Annotated in this window: 20 protein-coding genes; 8 read left to right on the forward strand and 12 right to left on the reverse strand. The window is 73.3% G+C overall.

Annotated elements, in window-relative coordinates; all coding sequences use genetic code 11:
* Positions 1-17: 17 nt before the first annotated feature.
* From egtD to egtA, 4 genes are read right to left on the reverse strand one after another with little or no spacing between them, the layout of a single operon-like run.
* Complete coding sequence (gene egtD, locus HEP85_RS34055; RefSeq protein WP_168531366.1) at positions 18-980, reverse strand: L-histidine N(alpha)-methyltransferase; 963 nt, start codon at positions 978-980, stop codon at positions 18-20.
* Positions 977-1,804, reverse strand: a complete 828-nt coding sequence (gene egtC / locus HEP85_RS34060) for an ergothioneine biosynthesis protein EgtC (protein WP_168531367.1) — start codon at positions 1,802-1,804, stop codon at positions 977-979. Before egtC ends, egtD begins: the two co-directional genes overlap by 4 nt.
* Complete coding sequence (egtB, locus tag HEP85_RS34065) at positions 1,804-3,126, reverse strand: ergothioneine biosynthesis protein EgtB (protein ID WP_168531368.1); 1,323 nt, start codon at positions 3,124-3,126, stop codon at positions 1,804-1,806. Before egtB ends, egtC begins: the two co-directional genes overlap by 1 nt.
* Positions 3,123-4,481, reverse strand: a complete 1,359-nt coding sequence (gene egtA, locus HEP85_RS34070; protein ID WP_168531369.1) for an ergothioneine biosynthesis glutamate--cysteine ligase EgtA — start codon at positions 4,479-4,481, stop codon at positions 3,123-3,125. Before egtA ends, egtB begins: the two co-directional genes overlap by 4 nt.
* Before the next feature lie 280 nt (positions 4,482-4,761).
* Here egtA and HEP85_RS34075 point away from each other — a divergent pair, with 280 nt between their 5' ends.
* On the forward strand, positions 4,762-5,712 hold the full coding sequence (locus HEP85_RS34075) for a TIGR02452 family protein (protein WP_168531370.1): 951 nt from the start codon (positions 4,762-4,764) through the stop codon (positions 5,710-5,712).
* Here HEP85_RS34075 and HEP85_RS34080 read toward each other — a convergent pair.
* The 4 genes from HEP85_RS34080 to HEP85_RS34095 form a co-directional block, all read right to left on the reverse strand.
* The gene (locus tag HEP85_RS34080; RefSeq protein WP_168531371.1) at positions 5,697-6,152 is read right to left on the reverse strand and encodes a type II toxin-antitoxin system PemK/MazF family toxin; all 456 of its coding nucleotides are present in this window, start codon (positions 6,150-6,152) and stop codon (positions 5,697-5,699) included. The genes HEP85_RS34075 and HEP85_RS34080 overlap by 16 nt on opposite strands.
* Before the next feature lie 142 nt (positions 6,153-6,294).
* Entirely contained in the window at positions 6,295-7,782 is a 1,488-nt protein-coding gene (locus tag HEP85_RS34085; RefSeq protein WP_168531372.1) for a flotillin family protein, read from the reverse strand.
* Positions 7,783-7,927: 145 nt separating this feature from the next.
* Entirely contained in the window at positions 7,928-8,146 is a 219-nt protein-coding gene (locus tag HEP85_RS34090; protein ID WP_168531373.1) for a hypothetical protein, read from the reverse strand.
* 26 nt (positions 8,147-8,172) lie between these two features.
* On the reverse strand, positions 8,173-9,597 hold the full coding sequence (locus HEP85_RS34095) for an amidase (protein WP_369657962.1): 1,425 nt from the start codon (positions 9,595-9,597) through the stop codon (positions 8,173-8,175).
* A gap of 170 nt (positions 9,598-9,767) precedes the next feature.
* Here HEP85_RS34095 and HEP85_RS34100 point away from each other — a divergent pair, with 170 nt between their 5' ends.
* The 3 genes from HEP85_RS34100 (at position 9,768) to HEP85_RS34110 (ending at position 13,519) form a co-directional block, all read left to right on the forward strand.
* Positions 9,768-10,802 carry a LacI family DNA-binding transcriptional regulator gene (locus HEP85_RS34100; RefSeq protein WP_168531374.1) on the forward strand — a complete coding sequence of 345 codons (1,035 nt, stop codon included), beginning with the start codon at positions 9,768-9,770 and terminating at the stop codon, positions 10,800-10,802.
* Between the two features lie 63 nt (positions 10,803-10,865).
* Complete coding sequence (locus HEP85_RS34105; RefSeq protein WP_168531375.1) at positions 10,866-12,044, forward strand: 4-hydroxybenzoate 3-monooxygenase; 1,179 nt, start codon at positions 10,866-10,868, stop codon at positions 12,042-12,044.
* A gap of 38 nt (positions 12,045-12,082) precedes the next feature.
* Complete coding sequence (locus HEP85_RS34110) at positions 12,083-13,519, forward strand: aldehyde dehydrogenase family protein (protein ID WP_329528058.1); 1,437 nt, start codon at positions 12,083-12,085, stop codon at positions 13,517-13,519.
* A gap of 60 nt (positions 13,520-13,579) precedes the next feature.
* On the opposite strand, the gene trxA is transcribed toward HEP85_RS34110, so the two are convergent.
* Complete coding sequence (trxA, locus tag HEP85_RS34115; protein ID WP_168531377.1) at positions 13,580-13,957, reverse strand: thioredoxin; 378 nt, start codon at positions 13,955-13,957, stop codon at positions 13,580-13,582.
* Between the two features lie 135 nt (positions 13,958-14,092).
* Between trxA and HEP85_RS34120 the strand changes: the two genes are divergently transcribed.
* Positions 14,093-15,526, forward strand: a complete 1,434-nt coding sequence (locus tag HEP85_RS34120) for an NAD(P)/FAD-dependent oxidoreductase (RefSeq protein ID WP_329292127.1) — start codon at positions 14,093-14,095, stop codon at positions 15,524-15,526.
* A gap of 161 nt (positions 15,527-15,687) precedes the next feature.
* Here the strand turns inward: HEP85_RS34120 and HEP85_RS34125 are convergent, their stop codons facing one another.
* The gene (locus HEP85_RS34125; protein WP_168531379.1) at positions 15,688-17,274 is read right to left on the reverse strand and encodes an ABC-F family ATP-binding cassette domain-containing protein; all 1,587 of its coding nucleotides are present in this window, start codon (positions 17,272-17,274) and stop codon (positions 15,688-15,690) included.
* 276 nt (positions 17,275-17,550) lie between these two features.
* Positions 17,551-18,204, reverse strand: a complete 654-nt coding sequence (locus HEP85_RS34130) for a peptide deformylase (protein WP_168531380.1) — start codon at positions 18,202-18,204, stop codon at positions 17,551-17,553.
* 203 nt (positions 18,205-18,407) lie between these two features.
* On the opposite strand from HEP85_RS34130, the gene HEP85_RS34135 reads away from it, so the two are divergent.
* Genes HEP85_RS34135 through HEP85_RS34145 form a run of 3 tightly spaced genes read left to right on the forward strand, consistent with a single transcriptional unit; the run spans position 18,408 to position 21,257 of the window.
* The gene (locus HEP85_RS34135) at positions 18,408-19,799 is read left to right on the forward strand and encodes a PepSY-associated TM helix domain-containing protein (RefSeq protein ID WP_369657963.1); all 1,392 of its coding nucleotides are present in this window, start codon (positions 18,408-18,410) and stop codon (positions 19,797-19,799) included.
* Between the two features lie 36 nt (positions 19,800-19,835).
* Positions 19,836-20,264: a BlaI/MecI/CopY family transcriptional regulator gene (locus HEP85_RS34140; RefSeq protein WP_168531381.1), complete on the forward strand. Its 429-nt coding sequence runs from the start codon at positions 19,836-19,838 to the stop codon at positions 20,262-20,264.
* 6 nt (positions 20,265-20,270) lie between these two features.
* Complete coding sequence (locus HEP85_RS34145) at positions 20,271-21,257, forward strand: M56 family metallopeptidase (protein WP_168531382.1); 987 nt, start codon at positions 20,271-20,273, stop codon at positions 21,255-21,257.
* 309 nt (positions 21,258-21,566) lie between these two features.
* Here the strand turns inward: HEP85_RS34145 and HEP85_RS34150 are convergent, their stop codons facing one another.
* Entirely contained in the window at positions 21,567-21,914 is a 348-nt protein-coding gene (locus HEP85_RS34150) for a tetratricopeptide repeat protein (RefSeq protein WP_168531383.1), read from the reverse strand.
* Between the last annotated feature and the right edge of the window lie 64 nt (positions 21,915-21,978).

The following is a 21,978-nucleotide window of genomic DNA, read 5'->3' on the forward strand; positions in this document are numbered from 1 at the left end:
TCACCCCGCTTGCGACGTCACCTGACCACGCTCGACGACAGCGCGAACCGGCCCTCCCGGTCCGTCCACCAATGGGTCAGGTCGAGCCCCGCGGCGGCGAGTTCGCGCCGCACCCCCTCCTCGCGGAACTTCGCCGAGATCTCGGTGCGCATCTCCTCACCGTCGGCGAAGTCCACGGCGAGGTCGAGGGCCGGGATCTTCACGGTCTGCTCGGTCCGCGAACGCAGTCGCATCTCGATCCACTCGTGCTCGGCGTCCCAGAGGGCGACATGGGTGAACGCGTCCGGATCGAAGTCGGCGCCGAGCTCGCGGTTGACGACCGTCAGCACGTTCTTGTTGAACTCGGCCGTCACTCCGGCCGCGTCGTCGTACGCGGCGACGAGCACCGACTCGTCCTTGACGAGGTCCGTGCCGAGCAGCAGGGCGTCACCGGGGGAGAGCAGGGCCCGTACGGAGGCCAGGAACGCGGCGCGCTCGGTGGGCAGCAGGTTGCCGATGGTGCCGCCGAGGAACGCCACCAGCCGCGGTCCGGGTGTGCCCGGAAGCGCGAGACCGCCCGTGAAATCGGCGATCAGCGCGTGCACGCCGAGCTCCGGGCGCTCGGCGATCAGCGCGTGCCCGGCCTGGGTCAGGGCGCTCTCGCTGACGTCGACCGGCACGTACGTGTGCAGCCCGGGCAGCGCGTCGAGCAGATGACGGGTCTTCTCCGACGAGCCCGAGCCCAGTTCGACGAGGGTGCGCGCACCGGTCGCCCGGGCGATCTCGGTGGCCCGGGCGGCCAGGATCTCGCGCTCCGCCCGGGTGGGGTAGTACTCGGGCAGCTCGGTGATCTTGTCGAAGAGCTCGCTGCCGTGCGCGTCGTAGAACCACTTCGGCGGCAGCGTCTTGGGCGTGTGGGACAGGCCGTGCAGGACGTCGGCGCGCAGCGCGGCGTCCGTGGCGTCCTCGGGCAGGGTGCGGGTGAGAAGGAACGGACTCACGTGCTGGGCTCCTTCGGACGTGCGGATGCCATGGGGTGGTGGGGGTCCTCGTGATCGGGCACGCCTTGGCGGTCGTGCGGGTCCTTGAGCGGGGTGAGCAGGACGTCGGTGCGGGTCGCCACGAGCAGCGTGCGGTCCGGCACCTCCTGCCACCGTGGGTCGTCGTCGTACGGCTCGGAGGCCACGACGGTGCCGCGGCCGGGTTCGGCGAGGTACCACAGGGTGTCGCCCCAGGCCGTCGCCGTGATCGTGCCGCCGTCGGTGAGCAGCAGGTTGAGCCGGGAGCCCGGGGCGGCCTCGGCGACCTCCAGGACCGTGTCGGCCAGTGCCCGGCCCTCGTCGTCACCGGTACGCAGCCGCTGCAGGACCAGCGCCCAGACGAGCGCCGAGTCGCAACGGGCCTCCAGGGACAGCAATTCCGCGGCGGGCAGGCCGCGGGTCAGCGGGGCGAGGGAGTGGGGCCAGCCGAGGACGGCGCCGTTGTGGCTGAACAGCCAGGCGCCCGCGGCGAACGGTGCCGCCGCGGCCTCCCCGTCCGCTCCCGCCCGGGTGGCGTCCCGTACGGCGCCGAGCAGCGCCCCGGTCCGTACGACACGGGCCAGGTCCGCGAAGGACTGGTCGCCCCAGATGGGGCCGGCGCGCCGGTACCGGGCGGGCACCGGATCCCCCTCGGCGTACCAGCCGATCCCGAAACCATCGGCGTTGACCGTCCCGTACCGCTGCCGTCGGGGTGCCCACGACTGCCGGAACAGGCTGTGCGGCGGGTCCGTCAGCAGCCGGGCGATCGGTGTCTCGGGGCCCACGTAGGCCAGATGACGGCACATCAGGCTTGTCCGTCGCGGGCCGTGCGGAACCCGGAGAAGATCTGCCGACGGATCGGGTAGTCCCAGTTGCGGAAGGTGCCCCGGCAGGCGACCTTGTCCACGGCGAACGAGCCACCGCGCAGAATCTTGTGCTCCGGCCCGAAGAAGACCTCCGAGTACTCCTTGTACGGGAAGGCCGCGAAGCCGGGGTAGGGCTGCAGGTCGCTCGACGTCCACTCCCACACGTCGCCGATCAACTGCCGTACGCCGAGCGGGGACTCACCGGCCGGATAGCTGCCGGCCGGGGCCGGGCGCAGATGGCGCTGGCCGAGGTTGGCGTGCTCGGGGGTGGGGTCGGTGTCGCCCCAGGGGTAGCGGGTGGAGCGGCCGGTGGCCGGGTCGTGACGGGCGGCCTTCTCCCACTCGGCCTCGGTGGGCAGCCGGCGTCCCGCCCAGCGGGCGTAGGCGTCGGCCTCGTACCAGCACACGTGCAGCACGGGCTCGTCCGGCGGGACGAGTTCGGTGACGCCGAAGCGGCGCCGCAGCCACTGCCCGCCCTCCCGGCGCCAGAACAGCGGCGCCTCGATGCCGTGGGCGCGGATGTGGGCCCAGCCCTGCGGGCTCCACCAGCGTTCGGTGTCGTAGCCGCCGTCCGCGATGAAGGCCTGGTAGGCGGCGTTGGTCACCGGAGTGGTGTCGATGAAGAACGCCGGGACCTCGCGCCGGTGCGCCGGTCGCTCGTTGTCCAGTGCCCAGGGCTCGGTGGACGTGCCCATCGTGAACGGGCCGCCGGGGACGAGGACTTCGGCCGGTCCCGTGAACGGCGGGGCGGGATCGGGGTCCGGCGCGGTGAGGGCCGCCGGTCCCGTGCGCAGCTGATGGGTGATCAGCATCGTCTCGTCGTGCTGCTGTTCGTGCTGCGCGATCATGCCGAAGGCGAAGCCCGCCTCGGTCAGCGGAGTGCCCCGGAAGGCGGTGCCCTCCAGGACGTCCAGGGCGCGGCCGCGTACCTCGGCGGCGTACTGCCGGGCCTCCGCGGGCGGAAGCAGCGGCAGCGAGGGCCGCTCGGCGCGCGGATGCTCGAACGCGTCGTACAGCCCGTCTATCTCGGGCCGCATGGCGTCACGTCCGGCGACCGCGCGCAGCAGCCACAGCTCCTCCTGGTTGCCGATGTGCGCGAGGTCCCAGACCAGCGGGGACATCAACGGCGAGTGCTGCGCGGTCAGCTCGGGCTCCTCCACGCAGGACGTGAGGAGCGCGGTGCGGTCACGGGCCGTGGTCAGTGCGTCGAGCGCGCGCTCCCTGAGCGACTCGGGGTCCGTGGGTGAGGTGGGGGCGGTCATGTGCGGATGTCCTTCCCGTGGGACCGATTCTGGGACCGGTCGTCGGACCGATCCTGGGGCCGGTCGTGGGGACGGTCGTGGAGCCGACCGTGGAATTGACTGTGGAACTGGCTCAGCAGATCGTCGGCGGGGCAGCGCCCCCGGGCCACATAGCGGTCCGTGAACTCCGCGACGGCCTCCCGCACCTCGGCGGTGGCACCGAGGCGGGGCAGCGCCTCGGCGGCGGCCGCGAAGCAGATGACGGCGGCCTCGCGCAGCTCGGGGTCGGTCAGGCCGTGCCGGGCGGCGCCGATCCACAGCGGATTGGACGGAGCCGGCAGTCCTTCCGCCCGCTCCGCGAGGGGCTTGACGGTCCGGTAGGCGATCTCCGCCGCCTCCGGGTCGTCGAACAGCGCTGCCGTCACCGCCAGTGGCACGATCCACCCGTCCTCGCCCGGCTGCGCGTCGATCATGCGCAGTTCCAGATGGCCGCGGGGGCGGACCGGCGGGAACAGGGTCGTGAGGTGGTAGTCCAGATCCGCCCGGTTCGGCGGTGTGCCGGACCGGGTCCACTCCCGGAAGGTCAGGCCCTCGGGTACCTCCCAGGGGCCCTCCGGCGCACGGACGCACATCACCGGCGCGTCCAGGACGTGCCGGGCCCAGGCGGCGCGCGGATCGCCGCCCAGCGGAGGCGCGGCGGACCGGCCCGGGTCCATGGCCGTCCACAGCGACTGCCGCGTGGAGCGCCAGCCGGTGTAGTGGCCCCGGGCGAGCGGGGAGTGCGCGAACGCGGCCACCAGGACCGCGCCCAACTGGTTCGCCAGCCACCAGCGGCGCCCGTGGCCGAGCGGTCCGGGCTCCTCGTACCCGGCGTCCAGGCACACCTGGACCGAGGCGGAGGAGCACATCATCGCCCGGCCCTCGGGGCCCGTGCGGTCCAGGTAGCGCTCCATGGCGTCGTAGCGCGGCTCACGGAGGTAGCGGCTCGGGGGGTTCCAGGGTTCGTGGCCGTTGCCACTGAGGCCCAGTCCGGCCTCGCGCAGTACCGCGCGCACCGCGTCGAGATCGGCCGACACGGACCCGATGCACTCCATCAGGGAGCCGGCGGGTGCGGAGCTGAGCTCCAGCTGGCCGCCCGGTTCGACGGTGAGCGCCGAACGCAGGGACAGGGTCCGCAGAGCGGCGTACGCCGCTTCGAGCTGTTCTGGTGTTGCGGGGAGCTGCGGCCGCCGCAGCTCGTGGACGAGCCATTCCACTTCGACACCGAGGGTGCGGGGAGGGCCGGTCTTGAAGCATATGCCTCGGACCAGCGCTTCCACCTCGGCCTCGGTGACGGCGGAGCGTTGCTCCGTACAGTCACTCACCGAATCGGACATGTAGGGATCCTCCTGAGATTCCACCATGCCGCCGGCCCGGCGTCTGTGGTGCCGGGCCGGCATTGCTCGTCCCACCCAAGACCCTCTCGCCGGATCGCACAAGGGTGCAAATCCGTCGTGCCCAGGGTTCGGGGGCACCGCCGCGGCGGCTCCCGCGCCACTGCGCGCGGGGCCGCGAAAACCTGTTGCGCCGCACGACCAGCATCGCTCACGATGCGTCCGTGGGCACGACGGGGGAGATCGCGCGGGGCGTTCGCATGGCGTGTACGGGGGTGACGCCATGAGCGCGCGCCTGCGCGCGATCGCGCGGCAGACCGAGGAGGCCGTGGCGGCGGGTTCGTACCGCGGACCGCACGGACGGGTGGTGCCGATCGCCGCGGCGGTCGAGGCCGCGCGGGCCGGGACGCGCATGTACGGGCCGGGTCCGATCGGGGTGCCGGCCGGTGGTCCCGCGGCCTTTGCCACGGGCTTCGCCGGCACGTCGTTCGAGGTCACGGGCGAGAGCAGCACGCAGGCCGCGGAACGGCTGACGGGCGAGGGCGCCCAGGGCCCGTCGGGCCCCGTCGCCGTGCTGAACTTCGCCTCGGCGCGGAACCCCGGCGGTGGCTATCTGAGGGGCGCGCAGGCCCAGGAGGAGGACCTGTGCCGGGCGTCGGCGCTCTACGCCTGCCTGCTGCGGGTCCGCGAGTTCTACGACCACCACCGCGCCCACCCGGACCCGTTCTACTCCGACCGGGTCATCCATTCGCCCGCCGTGCCCGTCTTCCGCGGCGGTCGCGGTGAGCTGCTCGACGTGCCGTACACCGCCGGATTCCTGACCGCGGCGGCCCCGAACGCCTCGGTCGTGCTGCGCACGGCCCCGGAGCGCGCGGACGAGCTGCCGCGCGCCCTGGCCGTCCGGGCCGAGCGGGTGCTGGAGACCGCCGCGGCCGAGGGGTACCGGCGCCTGATCCTGGGTGCCTGGGGCTGCGGCGTCTTCGGCAACGACCCGGCGCAGGTCGCCGCGGCCTTCCGTGACCTGCTGGTCGGGGGCCGCTTCGAGGGGTTCTTCGACCAGGTGGTTTTCGGTGTCCTGGATCGCACCCCGGGCGCGGCGACACGGACGGTGTTCGAACGGACGTTCGCGACCGCGGTGCAGGGACACGGACGCTCCGCCGATCGGGTGAGGAACCGCGTGGCCCCTCACCCGCACGGTCCGCCGGGCGTCCCGGGCGGTCAGTTCCAGCCGTAGCGCTCCCGCAGGCGGTGCACCACCAGGTTGAACCGCATCCGGTCCAGCGCGCACGCCTCGCGCCGCATGCCGTCCTCGTGCAGCCGCAGCACCCGGTCCACGGCCACCCACGAGTCCCGGCCCGTGCGGTCCCACGGACCGCTGCCTATCGGTACCCACTCCCGGTCGCCGTCGTGCCGCTTGCTCGACAACTGGACGGCGAGCAGGGTGCCCGCGGTCTCGCGCGCGACGACGAGCACCGGGCGGTCCTTGCCCCGCCCGTCGTTCTCCTCGAAGGGCACCCAGGTCCAGACGATCTCGCCGGGATCGGGGTCGCCGTCGTGCGCGGGGGAGTACTCCGTGCGTACCCGGCCCACCGCGCGGGGCTCGGCCTCCGTGGTGGCCGAAGGGCCGTAGCGGCCGGGGACATGCTCGTCGGTGTCATCGGTAAAGGCATTCACGCGGGCCACGTTAGAGCCCGCGCGTCCGCGGCTCGTCGACGGGGCCCACGGGAGGACCCCGGCGCGCGACACCCGGTCCTCCGCGCCGACAGCGCTTCGGGCGCCCGGGAGGCAACTCCCGGACGCCCGAAGCTTCATGCGGTCACTTGCCGTCCCCCTCCACCGGCACCTTCTCCGCGCGGGGCGGCACGAATCCGTTGACCGCGGCGCCGTTGCCCGCGGCAGCCCCGTCCTGGTTCATCGACGAGAGCAACTGCCGGGCCAGACCCAGGCCCGTGCCGCCCATGGTGAGCGCCTTGGCGAACATGTCCGACATGCCGTCGGCGCCGTTGAGCAGCACCATGTGGTCGACGTTGCCGAACGCGCTCGCCCCCGCCCGGACGATCTCCGGCCAGTTCTCGGCGAGTTGCTGGGCGACCACGGCCTCCTGGTTCTCGGCGAGGGCCGCGGCCCTCGCCTTGATGGTCTCCGCCTCCGCGAGACCCTGCGCGCGGGTCGCCTCGGCGGTCGCGAGACCCTTGGCCTGGGCGGCGGCGGCCTCGGCCTCACCGGTGGCCCTGGTCGCCATGGCGGCCGCGGCACCCCGCGCCTTCGTCGCCTCGGCCTCGGCGTTCGCGGCGGTCTTCACCCGGTTCGCCTCGGCCGCCGCCGCGAGTTCGGTCTCCTTGGCCTTGGCCTGCGCGGCGGAGATCCGCGCGTCGCGTTCCGCCTCGGCCCGCGCACGGGTCTCGTACGCCTGAGCGTCCGCCGGCTTGCGGACGTCCGCCTGGAGCTGCTGTTCCCGGCGCTGCGCCTCGAGTTCGGCGATCCGGGTCTCCTGTACGACGACATCCTGCCGGGCGGCTGCCGCGGCGAGCGGTCCCGCCTGCTGTGCCTTCGCCCCGGCCTTGTCGCGCTCGGCCTGGTAACCGGCCTGCAGGATCTCGCTGTCCCGGGTCGCCTCCGACATCCGGGCCGCCGCCTTCTGCTCGGCCTCGGTGGCGAGACGGTTCGCCTCCGCCTGCGCGATGCGCGCGTCGCGCTGTACGGCGGCGGCGTGCGGCATCGCGAGGTTCTTGATGTAACCGGTCGGGTCCTCGATCTCGTGGATCTGGAGCGAGTCGACGATCAGGCCCAGCTTCTCCATCTCGGTACCGCACGCGGCCCGTGTCTGACCGGTCAGTTTCTCCCGGTCGCGGATCATGTCCTCGACGGTCAACCCGCCGACGATGGACCGCAGATGACCGGCGAACACGTTGTGCACCCGCTCCGACATCATCTTCTGCTGGTCGAGGAACCGACGCCCCGCGTTGGCGATCGACACGAAGTCGTCGCCCACCTTGAAGATGACCACGCCCCGCACCTTCAGCGGAATGCCCTGGGTGGTCACGCAGTCCACGTGCAACTCGGTCTCGTTGAGATCCAGCGAGATCTTCCGCACCGCCTGCACACCCGGCATCACCAGCGTGCCGCGCCCCGTCACGATACGGAAACCCATGCCCTCTTCGAGGCCTTCGGTCCGATGCTTCGAACCGGAGATGATCAGTGCCTCGTTGGGCTCCGCCACCCGCCACATGAGCTTGAAGACCACGATCACGAAAATCAGCGCGAGGACAACCGTCCCCGCCACGACGCCGACAACCATCGGCATACGCCCCCTTTTGATGGTGCCCTATCGGCACCGAACGAAGGGAGTGTGCTCCTGTGCGGGACCAGGGTGAAGACGCTGACGATTCCTTGTTGCAATCTTGACGCACACCGCTCTCACCTGGGGTGGAGCGCGCACAGACGAGCTGTCAACTGTCGTATGCGGCCGAGACGTACACCGTGCGCGGCGCCAGGTACTCGACGACCATCACCACCGTGCCGCACTCGATGCGCTCCTTGGCGGTGGCGGGGTAGGCGAGGAAGTGCTCGGCACCCCCGCGCACGCGGACGATCACCTCACCGACGAGCCCGGGTCCGACCGTCCCGGTCACCCGCCCCATCAATCCGACCATCGACGCATCGTCCATGGCCCCAGCGTACGGCGCGAAGTCGATTACACAGCAGGGGAATCCGCCGGGGCCTCGTGCGGCGGCCACCTTTCGTGCCAGCGCTGGTCGTCCTCCAGCTGGGAGGCCAGCGAGACGAGCAACGGCTCGCTGTGCGCGGGGCCGAGGAGTTGAGCACCGACCGGCAGCCCCTCGCCGACGAAACCGGCGGGTACGTTCACACCCGGCCACCCCAGGATGTTCCACGGCCAGGCGTACGGGCAGGCGGCGATCACGGCCCGTTCGGTGTCCAGCCCGCTCATGTTCGCCATCGAGCCGATGCGCAGCGGGGGAGCGGCCGTGGTGGGCGCGAGCAGCACGTCGTAGGTGTCGAAGAGCGCACCGATCCGGCGGTGCAGGGTCGCCTCGGCGCGCCGGGCCACCCGCAGGGGCGCGCCCCCGAGCAGCCGGCCGAGGCGGGCCGCTTCCCGGGTGCGCGGGTCCAGGAGGTGCGGGTGGGGCGCGTCGCGGACCCGTTCGGCGATACCCGCCGTCGCGCGCGGGACGAACGTGAGCCCGATCCGCCCGTAGCGGGGCTCGGCCTCCTCCACGGTGTGCCCGAGCGCCGCGATCCGCTCCGCGAGCGCCACCACCTTGGCCCGTACGACCGGGTCGAGCCGTGCGGGCACCGCCGTGAACGGCGGCTTCAGCGACAGGGCGATCCGCAGCCGGCCCGGCTCGCGGCCCACCGCGTCGGACACCCGCAGCACGGGCGGGCGGTGCAGATCGCCGTCACGGTTGCCGCTCGCCGCGTCCAGGAGCAGCGCCGCGTCCGCCACCGAGCGGGCGAGGGTGCCGTTGACCGTGATGCCCTGGAAGGACTCGGGGCGCGGCCAGGTGGAGATCCGGCCGCGCTGCGGCTTGATCCCGATCAGATGGGTCCAGGAGGCCGGGATACGGACGGAGCCCGCGCCGTCCGAGCCCAGCGCCGCCGGGACCAGACCCGCCGCGACCGCCGCCGCGGAGCCGCCGGAGGAGCCGCCGGGGGTGTGGTCGGCGTGCCAGGGATTGCGGGTGGCGCCGAAGGCCGGGCCCTCCGTGAACGGCCACTGGCCGAGTTCGCAGGTGTTGGTCTTGCCGATGACGATCGCCCCGGCGGCACGCAGCCGGCGCACCGCCTCCCCGTCCTGGGCCACGGGCGGGAAGACCCCCCGGCAGCCGAACGCGGTCGGCTCCCCGGCCACGTCCATGTCGTCCTTCACCGCGACCGGCACCCCCAGCAGCGGCCGGCGGTGTCCCGCGGCGAGTTCCCTGTCCGCCGCGTCCGCCTCGGCGAGCGCCGCCTCGGCGCGCACCAGACGGAAGGCGTTCAGAGAGGGCTGGGTCGCCTCGATGCGGGCCAGCGCCCGTTCGACCAGTTCACGCGAGCTCACCTCGCCCGCGGCCAGGGCGCGGGCACACTCCGCCAGACCTGCGGCACGGTCGTCAGCCATACGGGACACCTCCGAAGGCACGTCGTCCACCGCACGGTAACCGCCCAAGGAGGTATCCCGCACGAGGGGCGGAAGTTCCTTCGTGCAAGCGGGTGTTCCGGGGCCCGCGGGCCCCGGGGTCGCCCCGGCGCCGAGCGGTGCGCGGGGCTTCTGCAAGGATGCGGGGCGTCATGGTGCAGATACCGAATCAGCCCGTCCCGCCGTCGCCCGCACAACGGCCCGTGCCGACGAGCGCCGATGTGGCCCGCCTGGCGGGCGTCTCCCGGGCCACCGTCTCGTACGTTCTGAACAACACCAGCGCCGTCCGGATCAGCGAGCCCACCCGCCGCCGCGTCCACGAGGCGGCCAAGGACCTCGGGTACGTTCCGCACGCGGCGGCCCGCAGTCTGCGGGCCGGGCACAGCCGGATGGTCCTGATGCCCGCCCCGACCGTGCCCGTGGGCCCGCTCTACGGTCAGTTCTTCAACGAGCTGCAGTGGGCGCTGGGCCGTTTGGACTACACCGTCGTCCAGTACGGCAGCGTCGGTCTGCACGGGGACGAGGCGGCCCGTGCCTGGGCGGAGCTGCGGCCGGTCGCCGTGCTGGTGCCCGGCAGTGGTCTCGGCCCGGAGGGTGTGGCCGTCCTCAAGCGCTCCGGGGCCCGGGCGGTGGTCACGCTCGGCCCCGAGCGGGTCGAGGGCGCGCACGCGCTCCTCATGGACCACGACCGGGTCGGCCACAGCGCGGGGGCCCATCTGGCGGCCCGCGGCCGGCACCGCGTCGGAGTGGTGGTGCCCGAGGAACCGGGCCTGGAGATCTTCTCCAGGCCCCGCCTCGAAGGAGTACGCCGTGCCCTGCGCGGCACCGGCGCCACGACGACCGAGTTGCCGCTGGCGTACGAGGAGGAGGCCGCGGCCCGGCTCGCCGCCCGCTGGCGAGCGCTCGGCCTGGACGGCGTGTTCGCCTACAACGACGAGTACGCCATGCTGCTGATGAGGGCGCTCCAGGACGCGGGCATCGCCGTCCCGGACGAGACGGCCGTCATCGGCGCGGACGACCTGATGCTCGGGCGGCTGCTGCGGCCCCGGCTCAGCACCGTCCACATCGAACTGCCGTCCGGTCGGGACCTCGCGGAGCTGGTCGACCGCGCGGTGCGCGAACCCGGCGCGCCGCCCGAGACCCACGAGGTACTGGGAGCGCGGGTCGTGCACCGCGACTCGAGCTGAGAGAGGCTGGAGCTGGTCGCCGCCCGCAGCGAAGCGGACCGGACCGGGGACGGGAGGCGCGTCATGCGGACCACGGTCGGCATCGTGGGCGGCGGCCCCGCCGGACTCCTGCTGGCCCGGCTGCTGCACCGCGCGGGCATCGCCTGTGTCGTCCTGGAGAACAGGTCACGCGCCTACGCCGAACGCCGCCAGCGCGCCGGAATGCTGGAGCAGGGCACGGTCGACGCGCTACGGGAATGCGGCGCCGGAGACCGTCTCGACGTCGAGGGCCTGCCCCACCGCGGCATCGAGCTGCGCTTCGATCGCGAGCGCCACCACATCGACTTCCCCGCCCTCACCGGCGGCCGCGGCGTCATGATCTACCCGCAGACGGAGATCGTGAAGGACCTGATAGCTCTCCAACTGGCGGGCGGACCACCGCTGTTGTTCGAGGCCGAGGCGCTCGCCGTCGAGAGCCCGCTGAGCGACTCGCCCGTCGTGCGTTATGTGCACGAGGGCCGCGAACAGACCCTGGACTGCGACTACGTGGTGGGCTGCGACGGCGATCACGGCGTCTCGCGCGCGGCCTTCCCCGCCGGCACGTACCGCACCTACGCCCACGACTACCCGTACTCCTGGCTCGGGATCCTCGCCGATGTGCCGCCCTCCGGCGGGGAGTTGGTCTACGCGCGCGGTGCGACCGGCTTCGCCCTGCACAGCATGCGCTCGACCACGGTCTCGCGGCTCTACCTACAGGTCCCGAACGGCACCGACCCCGACGACTGGTCCGACGAGCGCATCTGGGACGAACTCGCCGCGCGCTTCGCGGTCGACGGGGACTGGCGGCTGAACCGCGGCACCATCACGGCCAAGTCCGTGACGTCGTTGCGCAGTCGCGTCCACGAGCCGATGCGCCACGGCCGGCTCCTCCTCGCCGGCGACGCCGCCCACATCGTGCCGCCCACCGGGGCCAAGGGGCTCAACCTCGCCGTCTCCGACGTACGGGTCCTGGCCCGTGGCCTCATCGAACTGCACCGCACGGGCTCCACCCAACTCCTCGACCACTACTCGCAGTTGTGCCTCGACCGGGTCTGGCAGGCCACACGTTTCTCGTACGACATGACTAGGATGTTGCATGCTCAACCAGACGGGGATGCCTTCGACCACCGGATCCAGCTCGCCCGGCTCCGCCGGATCACGACATCCCGCCGGGCGGCCGCGGAACTGGCCGCGAACTACACGGGACTGCCGTTGGGACGGTGAGCCCCGCGTGCTGATCAGCGAACGATCGGAGCCCCGACATGCCGCTGCTCGACCCCAGGACCTGGCAGTCCCGCACTCTGGCGGGCGGTGAGCACACCGTCACCGAGCCCGCCACCGGCGAGAGGCTCGCCACCGTCACCCTCGCCGCCGCCGAGGACGTCACGACGGCCGCGCGGGAGGCCCACGCGGCCCGGTCCGCGTGGGCCGGCACACCGCACTTCGTCCGCGCCGCGGTCCTGCGCAGGGCCGGCGACCTGTTCGCCGCGCACGCCGACGAACTGCGCGAATGGATCGTGCGTGAGTCCGGATCCGTTCCGGGCAAGGCCGACTTCGAACTGCACGTCGCCGCGCAGGAGTGCTACGAGGCCGCCGCCCTCGCTTCCCGCCCCACGGGCCAGATCCTGCCGTCGGAGGCGCCGCGCCTGTCGTACACCCGGCGCGTCCCGGTCGGCGTCGTGGGCGTGATTGCCCCCTTCAACGCTCCGCTCATCCTCTCCATCCGCTCGGTGGCCCCGGCGCTCGCGCTCGGCAACGCCGTGGTGCTGAAGCCCGACCCGCGCACCGCGGTCTGCGGAGGCCTCGCGCTCGCGGCCGTACTCGCCGAGGCGGGCCTCCCGGAAGGACTGCTGCACATCCTGCCCGGCGGGGCCGGGACGGGCCGGGCGCTGGTGGACGACCCGCTGGTCCCGGTGATCTCCTTCACCGGCTCGACGGCCGCCGGGCGCGCGGTCGGCGAGGCGGCCGGCCGGCTCCTCAAGCGCGCGCACCTGGAACTGGGCGGGAACTCGGCCCTCGTCGTCCTGGAGGACGCCGACATCGACGCGGTCATCTCCACGGCTGCCTGGGGCTCGTTCTTCCACCAGGGCCAGATCTGCATGACGACAGGCCGCCACCTCGTCCACGCCTCCCTCTACGAGGAGTACGTCGAGCGGCTCGCCGCCAAGGCCGACTCGCTCGCCGTGGGCGACCCGCACCGCGAACAGGTGCACCTCGGGCCCGTTATCGACAGCGCCCAACTCGCCAAGATCCAGGGGCTGGTGGAGTCCAGTACGGCGCGCGGGGCGAAGCTCGCGGCGGGCGGCACGCACGAGAAGCTGTTCTACCGGCCGACCGTGCTCGCCGGCGTCGACGACACGACCCCCGCGTACACCGAAGAGGTCTTCGGCCCGGTCGCGCCGGTCCGGTCCTTCGCGGACACCGACGAGGCCGTGGCCCTCGCCTCGGCGGGCCCGTACGGCCTCTCGCTGGGCATCGTCACCCGGGACACCGCGCGCGGCCTGGACCTGGCCGAGCGCATCCCGACCGGGATCGCGCACATCAACGACCAGACCGTCAACGACGAGGCGGTCGCCCCGTTCGGCGGCACGGGCGCCTCCGGCACCGGCGCCCGCTTCGGCGGCGAGGCCAACCTGGAGGCCTTCACCGAGGTGCGCTGGACGACCGTGCGCGGGGACGTGGCACCGTACCCGTTCTGATCCGTACGCGGGCCCCGGTCGAAACCCTGCCGACCGGGGCCCACGGGGCTTCCCCCGAGATCACTCGCCCTGCTGGGCCTGCTGCTGGGCGACGGACTTGCGGACCTCGTCCATGTCCAGCTTCCGGGCCTGTCCGATGACGTCCTCCAGAGCGGCCTCGGGCAGCGCACCGGGCTGGGAGAAGATCGCGACCTGGTCGCGGACGATCATCAGGGTCGGGATGGACTGGATCTCGAAGGCCGCGGCCAGCTCCGGCTGCGCCTCCGTGTCCACCTTGGCGAAGACCAGGTCGGGGTTGGCCTCGGCGGCCTTCTCGTAGACCGGGGCGAACTGGCGGCACGGGCCGCACCACGAGGCCCAGAAGTCGATCAGGACGAACTCGTTGTCCGTGACCGTCTGGTCGAAGTTCTCCTTGGTCAGCTCCATCGTCCTGCTCATGGCGTGACTACCTCTCCCTGCTCTCGGGCCTCGGGCCTCGGGGCGAAGCCGGTGTCCACAACACCGTCCCCCAGCGGCGTATTCCGCGCACGTACCCATGTGGCCACGGCGCACACCAACAACCAGACTGGGCGCATGACGGAAACGGAATCCATCGCCTACGACGTAGTGGTGCTCGGCGCCGGCCCCGTGGGGGAGAACGTCGCCGACCGCGCCCGCGCGGCCGGCCTCTCCGCCGCGATCGTGGAGAACGAGCTGGTCGGAGGCGAGTGCTCGTACTGGGCCTGCATGCCCAGCAAGGCCCTCCTGCGCCCGGCCATCGCCCGCGCCGACGCCCGCCGCGTGCCCGGCCTGAGCGGGGCCGTGCAGGGCCCGCTCGACGCCCCCGCGGTCCTCGCCCACCGTGACTACTACACCTCCCACTGGAAGGACGACGGACAGGTCGCCTGGCTCGACGGCATCGGAGCCGATCTCCACCGCGGACACGGGCGTCTCGCCGGGCCGCGCCGGGTGAGCGTCGAGGGCCCCGACGGCGAGCTGCGGTTCCTCACCGCGCGGCACGCGGTCGCCGTGTGCACCGGCACCCGCGCGCTGCTGCCCGGCCTGCCCGGACTCGCCGAGGTCAAGCCCTGGACCAGCCGCGAGGCCACCAGCGCCCACGAGGTGCCGGACCGGCTCATCGTGGTCGGCGGCGGTGTGGTCGCCGTCGAGATGGCCACGGCCTGGCAGGCGCTCGGCTCCCGGGTCACCGTCCTCGTCCGCGGTCACGCGCTGCTGCCCAGGATGGAGCCCTTCGCCGGTGAGCTGGTCGCCGACGCGCTCAAGGAGGCGGGCGCCGACGTCCGCACCGGTACCGCGGTGACCGGGGTGACGCGCGAGGGCGCGACCGTGGTGGCCCTGACGGACACCGGCGACCGCATCGAGGCGGACGAGATCCTCTTCGCCACCGGGCGGGTGCCCCACACCGAGGACATCGGCCTCGACACGGTCGGCCTGGAGCCGGGGTCGTGGCTCGACGTCGACGACAGCCTGCGGGTGACGGGCAGCGAGTGGCTGTACGCCGTCGGAGACGTCAACCACCGCGCGCTCCTCACCCACCAGGGCAAGTACCAGGCGAGGATCGCGGGTGCCGCCATCGCCGCCCGCGCCGCCGGCGTCCCGCTCCTGGAGACCGACCTCTGGGGCGCGCACGCCGCGACCGCCGACCACGCGGCCGTCCCCCAGGTCGTCTTCACCGACCCGGAGGCCGCCGCCGTGGGCCTCTCCCTCGCCGAGGCCGAGAGCGCGGGGCTGCGGGTCCGCGCCGTCGACGTCGACATGTCGTCCGTGGCGGGCGCCGGCCTGTACGCCGACGGCTACCGCGGCAAGGCCCGCATGGTCGTCGACATCAACCGCGAGATCGTGGTCGGCCTCACCCTCGTCGGACCCGGCGTGGGCGAACTCATCCACTCGGCCACGGTCGCGGTCGTCGGCGAGGTCCCGGTCAGCCGCCTGTGGCACGCCGTGCCCTCCTACCCGACGGTGAGCGAGGTGTGGCTGCGGCTCCTGGAGGCGTACCGGGACATGTAGGGCCTGCCGTTCGGATCATGCGGCGGGACGCGGGGCACGGTCCCGACGGCAGGGCACCGGGCTCCGGCGCCATCCGGTCCGACGGCCAGGCGCCGGCCCGGGGCGCCACGCCGGTGGCACCGGCGTCACGCGCCCAGGCCGCCACGCCGGTGGCGCCGGCGTCAGGCCAGTGCCACCAGCTCCAGGTACTCCTCGCTCCACAGATCCTCGTCCGCGTCCGGGAGCAGCAGCACCCGGTCCGGGCGCAGGGCCCGGAGCGCGCCCTCGTCGTGGGTGACCATGACGATCGCGCCCGGATACGTGCCCACCGCGGTCAGCACCTCGGCCCGGGAGGCCGGGTCCAGGTTGTTGGTGGGCTCGTCCAGCAGCAGGACGTTGGCGCCGGAGTGGACCAGCCCCGCCAGGGCGAGACCGGTCTTCTCGCCGCCGGACAGGACGTCGACGTGTTTGCCGGCGTCGTCCCCGGTGAACAGGAACGCGCCGAGCACGCGCCGCACCTCCCCGTCGGTGAGGTGCGGCGCGGCCGCGGCCAGGTGACCGCGGACCGTGTCGGTGCCGTCGAGTGTGTCGTGCTCCTGCGCGAAGTAGCCGATCCGCAGCCCGTGACCGTGGACCACGCGGCCGTCGTCCGGGGCCTCCCGCCCGGCGAGCAGCCGCAGCAGTGTCGTCTTGCCCGCGCCGTTGGGGCCGAGGACCACCAGACGGCTGCCCCGGTCGACGGCCAGGTCGACGCCGTCCAGGACGCGGTGGTCGCCGTACGACTTGGTGAGGGCGACTGTGCCGAGCGGCGTCCGCCCGCAGGGGGCGGGCTCCGGCAGCCGGATCCGGGCGACCTTGTCCCGCCGCCTGACCGGTTCGAGCCCGGCCAGCAGGCGGTCGGCGCGCCGGGCCATGTTCTTCGCCGCCACGGCCGTCGCGACGTTCGCCCGCATCCGGTCCGCCTGGGCGTGCAGGGCCGAGGCCTTGCGCTCGGCGCCGGCCCGCTCCCGTGCACGGCGCCGCTCCTCGGCCTCCCGCTGGGCGAGATAGGCGTGCCAGCCCGTGTTGTGGACGTCGAGCGTGGCGCGGTGCGGGTCCAGGTGGAAGACGCGATTGACCACGGCGGCCAGCAGCGAGGTGTCGTGACTGATCAGCACGAGACCCGCCTGATGGTTCATCAGGAAGCCGCGCAGCCAGCCGATCGAGCCGGCGTCCAGGTGGTTCGTCGGCTCGTCCAGGAGCAGTGTGCCGTGGTCCGCGAAGAGGATGCGGGCCAGCTCGACCCGGCGGCGCTGCCCACCGGACAGGGCACCGAGCGGCTGGTCCATCACCCGGGTCGGCAGCCCGAGGCCCGCGGCGACCCGGGCCGCCTCCGCCTCGGCCGCGTAGCCTCCGCGTGCCTGGAACTCCGCCTCGGCGCGCGCATAGGCGTTCATCGCGCGCTCGGTCCCGTCCGCCATCGCGGTCTCCGCCACGCGCAGCACGTGGACGGCACGGTCGAGGCCGCGCGCCGACAGGATCCGGTCGGTGACCGTGACCTCCGGGTCGGCCGCCCGGGAGTCCTGGGCGAGGAGACCGGGCTGCCCGGTGACCGCGACGGATCCGGCCGCGGGGCGTGCCCGTCCCGCGAGGGTGTTCAGAAGGGTGGTCTTGCCCGCGCCGTTGCGGCCGACCAGGCCGATGCGGTCGCCGGGGGAGATGTGGAAGGAGAGGTCGGACAGCAGCAGTCGTGCGCCGACGCGCACGTCGACACCGCGCACGGTGATCATGGGAAACGCTCCGGGAATCAATCGGCAGAAGGACACACGTGTGGCGTGGAAGCGGGTCCTGGAGCTAAGAGATTCGGGGCGTGGACATGTGGTCAGGGTAGCGGGGGCGTTCGGGTAAGCGCCTCTGAATTTGCGGGCGGGGGAGGGACTTTCCGCCGGCATCGGGGGCCCGGCGGGCTCGAGCCCGAGGGGGCGGGTCCGACGGAGGTGAACTCCGGGGCGTTCGAGCCCCGGCAGGCTCGAACCCCGTAGGACCCGCCGCGCAACCGCGGAGCCTCAGTCCGGCAGCGTGAAGCCCAAGGCCGCCGCCGCCTCCACCGGGGTCGGCTGTGTCCAGCGGTCCGCCATCGCCTGGTTCGAGGACAGTGAGCGCACCTCCGCGCGGTCGAGATACAGCACACCGTCCAGATGGTCCGTCTCGTGCTGCACGATCCGCGCGGGCCAGCCCGTGAACACCTCGTCGACCGTACGGCCCAGCTCGTCCAGCGCCGTCAGCCGCACCTCGGCGTGCCGGCCCACCACGGCCTGCCACCCCGGCACGCTCAGGCACCCCTCGAAGAACGCCGCCCGACCCGCGCCGACCCCCTCGTACACCGGATTCACCAGCACCCGGAACGGCTGCGGGACCCGTCCGCGTACCACCCGTACCTCCTCCGACACCGGCGCCGGATCCTCGACGACCGCGATCCGCAGCGGTACGCCGACCTGGGGCGCCGCGAGGCCGACCCCCGGGGCCGCGTGCATGGTCGCGCGCAACGAGGCGACGAATCGGCTCAGCAGTACCGGACCCAGCTGACCGTCGAACGGCTCGGCGGGGCGGCGCAGCACCGGGTCCCCGGCGGCCACGATGGGCAACGGGCCTTCCCGGTCCAGCAGTTCCTCGACCAGGTCGTTCAGCGGGCGGGCGGCGCGGTCACGTTCGGATGCCATCGCGCCAGCATGCCAAGAGGGAACGCGCCGTGCGAGGCGGCGCAAGCAGCACCCCACGGATCCTCGTCCGTGACCCACGCCACACCGTCGCCCGGGAACTCGGCGGCCTCCCGTCCCGACTTCTGGACCACCACCGGCCGGGAATCCCAACTCCCCGGCCCACGGCCCGAGTCCGTCCCCAGCCCTACCGGAGAAGCCCGCCGATGCCCACCGCTCCCACCCTCACGACGGACGGCACCCCGCGCCCCGTCGCCCCGACCTCCGCCCGAAAAGCTCCCCTGCGCCCCCTGATTCTGCGCCTGCACTTCTACGCCGGAGTGCTCGTCGCCCCGTTCCTCCTGGTCGCCGCCGTGACCGGACTGCTCTACGCCGCCTCGTTCCAGGCCGAGAAGATCGTGTACGCGCACGAACTGACCGTCCCGGTGGGCGACCGCGAACTGCCGCTCTCCGAACAGGTGGCCGCCGCCCGCAAGGCCCATCCGCAGGGCACGGTCTCCGCCGTACGGCCCTCGCCCACGGCGGACGCGACCACGCGGGTGCTGCTCTCCGGCGTGCCGGGCGTCGACCCGGACCACACCCTCGCGGTGTTCGTCGACCCGTACACGGCCAAGGTGCGCGGAGCACTCGAACAGTACGGCGCCACCGGCGCGCTCCCGCTGCGCACCTGGATCGACGGGCTCCACGCCAACCTCCTGCTCGGCGAGACCGGGCGTCTGTACAGCGAACTCGCGGCCAGCTGGCTGTGGGTGATCTCGGGCGGCGGCCTCGTGCTGTGGTTCGGACGCAGGCGCGCCCGGCGCAAGGTGCGGGGCACGTCCGGGCGCCGCCGCACGCTGGGCCTGCACGGCACGGTCGGCGCCTGGGCGGCCGCCGGGTTCTTCTTCCTCTCCGCGACCGGGCTGACCTGGTCGACGTACGCCGGCGCGCACATCGACGAGCTGAGGACCTCCCTCGGGCAGGCGACGCCGTCCGTGTCGGCGGCCGGCGGCGGCGAGCACGCGGGCCACGGCGGCACGGGGGCCGGCGGGAGCCTCCCGCCCCGGCCCGCCGACGTCGACAGGATCCTCGGGGCCGCCCGTTCCGAGGGCCTCGCGGACCCCGTCGAGATCGTCCCGCCCGCGGATGCCTCCTCCGCGTACGTGGTGCGGCAGATCCAGCGCAGCTGGCCCGAGAAACAGGACGCGGTCGCGGTGGACCCGGCGACCGGGAAGGTCACCGACGTGCTCCGGTTCGCCGACCACCCGGTGCTCGCCAAGCTGACCCGCTGGGGCATCGACGCCCACACCGGCGTCCTCTTCGGCCTCGCCAACCAGATCGCCCTCATGGCGCTCGCGCTCTGCCTGATCCTGCTGATCGTGTGGGGCTACCGCATGTGGTGGCGGCGCGGCCGCGCCTCCGCGTTCGGCCGGCCCGTCCCGCGCGGAGCCTGGCAGCAGGTGCCGCCCACGGTCCTCGTCCCGCTGATGGCGGCCGTCGCCGTTCTCGGCTACTTCGTTCCGCTGCTCGGTATCCCGCTGGTGGCGTTCGTCGCCGTCGACGTCCTGCTCGGCGAGATCGCCCACCGGCGGGGCCGGGGCACGCCCGTCGCCAGGTAGCGTGATCGTGGACGCGAACGCCGGAGGGAGACGGACATGGCGCAGCGCAACCGCGAGGTCCCGGACCGGCCTTCCAGGCGCCGGGGGCAGGGCGAACTGGAGGGCCAGGTCCTCGGCGCGCTGCGCGAGGCGGACGCCCCGGTGACCGCCGCCTGGGTGCAGGAGAGCCTCGGCGGCGACCTCGCCTACACGACCGTCGTCACCATCCTGACCCGGTTGCTCGCCAAGGACGCGGTGGCCCGCGAACGGCGGGGACGCTCCTTCGTCTGGCGTCCCACCGCTGACGTCGCGAGTCTGGCCGCGCTCAAGATGCGCCGGCTCCTCGACGGCGAGAGCGACCGCGAGGCCGTCCTCGCCAGCTTCGTCACCGCGCTGCCGCCGGACGACGAACAGGTGCTGCGCGCGCTCCTGGAGTCGGCGCACGCGACCGACGCGACCGGAGCGGCCGGCGGTACGGAAGACTGACGCCTCATGGGGGTCTTCGTCTTTCTGCCGCTGGTCCTGCCGCTCAGCGCCTGGCCGGTCGCACGCCTCGCCGAACCGCATCTGCACCCGCGCACGGCCACCCGCCTGCTGACGGCCTTCGCCACCGTCATGGCCGTGTGCAGCACGCTCTGCCTGGCCCTGCTGATGGTCGTCGGCACCGCGCAACTGCCCGGCAACCCGCTGCCGGACGGGTGGTCGGACCCCGAGGTGCGCGCGGCCGTGCCGTACGACGAGATCGCGGGCAAGGCGGCGATCCCGGCCCTGATACTCGTCCTGGCGGTCTGTGCGCGGACCCTGTGGCGTCACCACCGGATCGCCCGCCGCGCCCGCCGGGCGCTCGCCGGACTGCCCTCCTCGACGGTGGTCGTGCTGCCCGAGGCGAAGCCCTACGCCTACGCCCTGCCCGGCAGACCCCGCGGTCGGGTCGTGGTCACCACCGCCCTGCTGCGGGGCCTGATCCCGCCCGAGCGCCGCGCCCTGTTCGCCCACGAGCGGGCCCACCTGACCGCCCGTCACCACCGGTATCTGCTCGCCGTACGGCTCGCGGCACGCGCCAACCCCTTCCTGCGCCCGCTGCGTACGGCCGTCACCTACACCACGGAGCGGTGGGCGGACGAGGACGCGGCACGGTCGGTGGGGAGCCGCAGGGTGGTGGCGCGGGCGATCGGCAAGGCCGCGCTGCTGTCCGGTACGGGCTCGGCGCCCGCTTTCGCGGGGTTCTCGGGGTTCGGGGGGGTCGCGGGGTTCTCCGCATCCTCGGGGTTCTCGGGGTTCGCGTCCGCGGGTCCCGTGCCGCGCAGGGTCGCGGCCCTGCTGGGGCCCGCGCCCGTGGCCCGCAACTGGCCGCCGGTGTTCACCTCGGTGGGGCTGGCCGCCTGGGGTGCCGCGGTCGGCACGCTGGTCTCCGCGATGTCCTCCGCGAACTCGGCCGTGACGATGTTCCTGATCCTGCACGCGGCCACGCCCTTCTAGCCGTCCCGTCCGGGCTGCCTGCCTCGGGGCAGCGCGGGCGCTGTCCGGGAGAGCCGGGAGGCCGGCGCCTGACGCCTGGTACGAGACCCGAGTGCCGCTACAGGACGTGGGCCGCGGGACGGAGGCCGGACACCACGACGCGGGCCGGACACCGTGGTGTCCGGCCCGTGCGCTGGGGCATCGGCCGCTTCCGTCCGCGCCGGCGGAGGGCGATGCCCGACAGGAACTCCGCGGGGGTCCCGTGGAGGGGGCGATCCTCACGGAGAGCCGAAAGGGGCCACCGCGGTGTTCCGTTCCTTCAGACGGCGCTCACACCTGCTCGAAGTCGCCCGCGAGCGCCGAGGCGATCCGCAGATGCGACTCGGCCTCGTCCTGGCGTCCCTGGCGCTGGAGCGTGCGCCCCAGCATCAGCCGGGCGTAGTGCTCCACCGGGTCGAGCTCCACCAGCGTGCGCAACTCCGTCTCAGCGCGGCGCAGTTGGGCGGAGTGGTAGTACGAACGTGCCAGCAGCAGCCGGGGACCCACCTGCTCCGGCACCTCCTCCACCAGCCCGGCCAGGACCCGCGCGGCCCCGGCGTAGTCCTTGGCGTCGAAGAACAACCGCGCCCGCTCCCAGCGTTCCGCGGCCGTTCCGTGGTCGTAGTACTCCATGTCCACTGCTGACCTCCTTCGAGCGCCTCAACGGAGCGGATTGGTTGAATATTCCACGAACGTGGGCGCG

This window comes from Streptomyces sp. RPA4-2, from assembly GCF_012273515.2.
Taxonomy (GTDB): Bacteria; Actinomycetota; Actinomycetes; order Streptomycetales; family Streptomycetaceae; genus Streptomyces; species Streptomyces kaempferi.